Annotated in this window: 4 protein-coding genes; all 4 read right to left on the reverse strand. The window is 64.5% G+C overall.

The window, feature by feature from the left end:
• Positions 1-64: 64 nt before the first annotated feature.
• Positions 65-580, reverse strand: a complete 516-nt coding sequence (def, locus tag O2807_13960; protein MDA1001606.1) for a peptide deformylase — start codon at positions 578-580, stop codon at positions 65-67.
• Positions 571-1146, reverse strand: coding sequence for a regulatory protein RecX (locus O2807_13965; GenBank protein MDA1001607.1), 576 nt, complete (start codon positions 1144-1146; stop codon positions 571-573). The genes def and O2807_13965 overlap by 10 nt, the downstream gene beginning before the upstream one ends.
• Positions 1147-1192: 46 nt before the next feature.
• Positions 1193-2332, reverse strand: a complete 1140-nt coding sequence (gene recA, locus O2807_13970) for a recombinase RecA (GenBank protein ID MDA1001608.1) — start codon at positions 2330-2332, stop codon at positions 1193-1195.
• Positions 2333-2899: 567 nt separating this feature from the next.
• The coding region (locus O2807_13975) for a hypothetical protein (GenBank protein ID MDA1001609.1) at positions 2900-3148 on the reverse strand (249 nt) is incomplete at its 5' end.

Genomic DNA, 3148 nt, shown 5'->3' on the forward strand with positions numbered 1-3148 from the left:
TCCCGCCGGAGCGGCTTCCATCGTCTTAAACAAGGGATGGGAAGAGGTCAAACGCGCCGGGCGATCAGGTGGCGATGGCCGATCGGGCCCGCTTTTTCAGCCGCCGCTTGATGGCGTCCCGCTTGGTGCGGCTCAGGTGATCGAAGAGCAGAACGCCCTCGAGGTGATCGATTTCATGGTGCAGGATGCGGGCAAGCGGGCCCTGCGCGTCCAGGATGACTTCGCGCTCTTCGAGGTTGAGCGCCCGGACGCGCAGCCGGGCCGGCCGGGTGACCTTCTCGGCGACCTCGGGAAGGGAGAGACAGCCCTCCTCCTCGAACTGCTCCCCCTCGCTTTCCTCGATCACGGGATTCACCAGAATGTGAATCTGACCCTCCTGCCTTCCGGCCACAATATCCACCACGACGAGGCGGAGCGCCTCCCCCACCTGCGGCGCGGCCAGGCCCACGCCGGGGGCGGCGTGCAGGGTTTCGATCATGCCGGCGGCGAGCTTGCGGATGCGCGCACCGATCTCCTCGATGGGCGCGGCCTTTTCCCGCAGGGCCGGATCGGGATACAGGCGAATCGGCATCACGGCCATGACGGGGATTCGATCTCCTCGATATTGTCGATCGGCATCTCTTCCTTCAGCCCGATTCGGTCAGCGGTTTCGATGCAAATCCGCATCGGAAAGCCCCTTCGCTCGAGAAACCGCAGCAGGCGCTCGCGATCCTTGCGCGCATCGCCCCCACTCTTGCGCTTTCTCCGCGCGGCATCGAACGCCAGTTCGTGCTCGGTGTCCCCCGCATAGAACTCATCCAGGATCGTTTCGCGGACATCCGCGGGGACGCCCTTCTCGATGAGTTCCTTGCCCATCAGACGCCGGCCCACGGGCCGGGACTCCAGCCGGTAGCGCACCCGGCTGCGGGCCGCGCGCGCATCGTCCAGATATCCGTAGCGGGTGAACCGATCCAGAAGGGCGTTGACCTCCGCTGCCGGGTAGCCGCGCTGGCGCATCTTCTGAAAAATTTCAAAACGGGTATGCGAGCGCCGGGTGAGGATGCGCAGCGCCGTCGCCTCCATCCGTTCGGCATCGGAGGGCGCATCGCTCTCGCCGCTTGTGTCTTTGGCTTCTTTCTCTTCTTTTTTCCGGCGATAACCGCCCAAATTCCTTCCCCTCAGGCGGTTCGGGAAGTGTCCTTCCGGCGGGCCCCTACTTGGGCGTGGAGGCCTTGGCCTCGCCCTTCTCCGGTGCCGCCGTGGCCTCGTCCTTCTCCGGTGCCGCCTCGGCTTGCGCCGCCCCGGCGGAGGCAGGGGCGATCCCGGCCGCGCTCCGCACCTGATCTTCGATGCGGGCAAAGATGTCCAGGTTCTCCTTCAGGAAGCGCTTGACGTTCTCGCGGCCCTGGCCGATGCGCTCCTCCCCGTAGGAGTACCATGCGCCGGTCTTGGCGACGACGCCGTGTTCCACCGCCAGGTCGAGCACATCGCCCTCGCGCGAGATCCCCTGCCCGAACATGATGTCGAATTCGGCCGTCCGGAAGGGCGGCGAGAGTTTGTTCTTCACGACGCGGACGCGGGTGCGGTTGCCCACGTTGTTCTCGCCTTCCTTGATGGCGGCGATGCGGCGCACGTCGAGCCGGACGGAGGCGTAGAATTTGAGCGCGTTGCCGCCGCTGGTGGTTTCCGGGTTTCCAAACATGACGCCGATTTTCATGCGAATCTGGTTGATGAAGACAAAGCAGGTGTTGCTCCGGCTGACGACGCCGGAGAGCTTGCGCAGCGCCTGGCTCATGAGGCGGGCCTGCAGACCGACGTGGTGATCGCCCATCTCCCCTTCGAGCTCGGCCTTGGGCACGAGGGCCGCCACCGAGTCGATCACAACGACGTCCACGGCGGAGCTGCTGGTCAGCGTTTCGGCGATCTCGAGGGCCTGCTCCCCGGTGTCCGGCTGGGAGACGATCAGGTTATCGGTCTGCACCCCCAGGGCCTTGGCATAGATCGGATCGAGGGCGTGCTCGGCGTCAATGAAGGCCGCCGTTCCGCCCCGCCGCTGGGCCTCCGCCACCACGTGAAGGGCGATGGTCGTCTTGCCGGAGGATTCGGGCCCGAAGATCTCGATGACGCGGCCGCGGGGCACGCCGCCGGTCCCCAGGGCGATGTCGAGCGAGACCGACCCGGTGGAGATCGTCGGGATGGGGCCCAGGTGCGGGCCCTCTCCCAGGCGCATGATGGAGCCTTTCCCGAACTGCCGGTTGATGTGGGTGAAAGCCATCTCCAGGGCTTTTTCGCGGCGCTCCTTGTCTTTCGGATCGGCAGCCGGCGGGATGGAGGACCCGTTCTTCTGGTTCATCTTCGTGGCTCCTTGTCGGATGCGTTCGGGTCGTTCGGGGCGGGCAAAGTGCAATTTAGGGGATCGCCCGCCGCTTCGCAACGGCAGCGGCCGGGCGTGCCCCGGACCCGGAACAGATTCGCGTTCTCTCTCAAAGCGTCCTTTTTTCTCGATGGGTAGCTGACTCTATTTTCGCCAATATTACGGCATATATATAGCGAAAGTCAAGAGAAGTTTTTCACCCCCACGTTCCTCAAAAACCCTTGGAGATCAAGAAAATTTAATTAAAATCAACCACTTGGAGAAAACCCGTTTTTTTTCTCGAAGAAGCGAATAACCCGCCCTTTTGGTTGTTATGCCCAATGTGGGGTCTGCTTTTGTGCCGCAGGCGCCCGGATTTCACATTTCATCCCTGTGCAATCGAGTCCATCGGGCGGCGGAATTTTCTCCTCCCGGTTGGTTTCGAGGCGGGGGCGGCCTCCTCCACTCCTCCTTCCCTGGGCCGCTCCCGCCATTTTTTTGTGCGGGGGCTGCGCCCGAGACATCCCTTCGCATGTCCGTTGCAAAGAGAAGAGGGAGCGGTCCGGATCAGGCGGGCAGCCTCTCGGTGCGGAGGGCGGTGTAGATCGCCCCCCGGGGCTGGAGTTCGCTTTGGTAGAGCACCGCCTCGCGGATCGGATACGGCGGCGGCGGCCGAAGCCCCCTTCCCTCGGCGGCCTCCAGTTCCCCCTCGAGTCCCGCGGGCGGTCTTCCCTTCACCCGGCGGCGGGCCAGCGTCAGATGGGCCGAAAAAGGCAGCTCGCGTTCCTCTCGGGGAAAACCCGCCGCCGCCAGCCG

The sequence above is a fragment of the bacterium genome (assembly GCA_027622355.1).
Classification (GTDB): domain Bacteria; phylum UBA8248; class UBA8248; order UBA8248; family UBA8248; genus JAQBZT01.

Excerpts from the sequence above, each read along its gene's own strand:
- recA (MDA1001608.1), bottom strand. The coding sequence starts at position 2,332 with ATGAACCAGAAGAACGGGTCCTCCATCCCGCCGGCTGCCGATCCGAAA.
- def (MDA1001606.1), bottom strand. The coding sequence starts at position 580 with ATGGCCGTGATGCCGATTCGCCTGTATCCCGATCCGGCCCTGCGGGAA.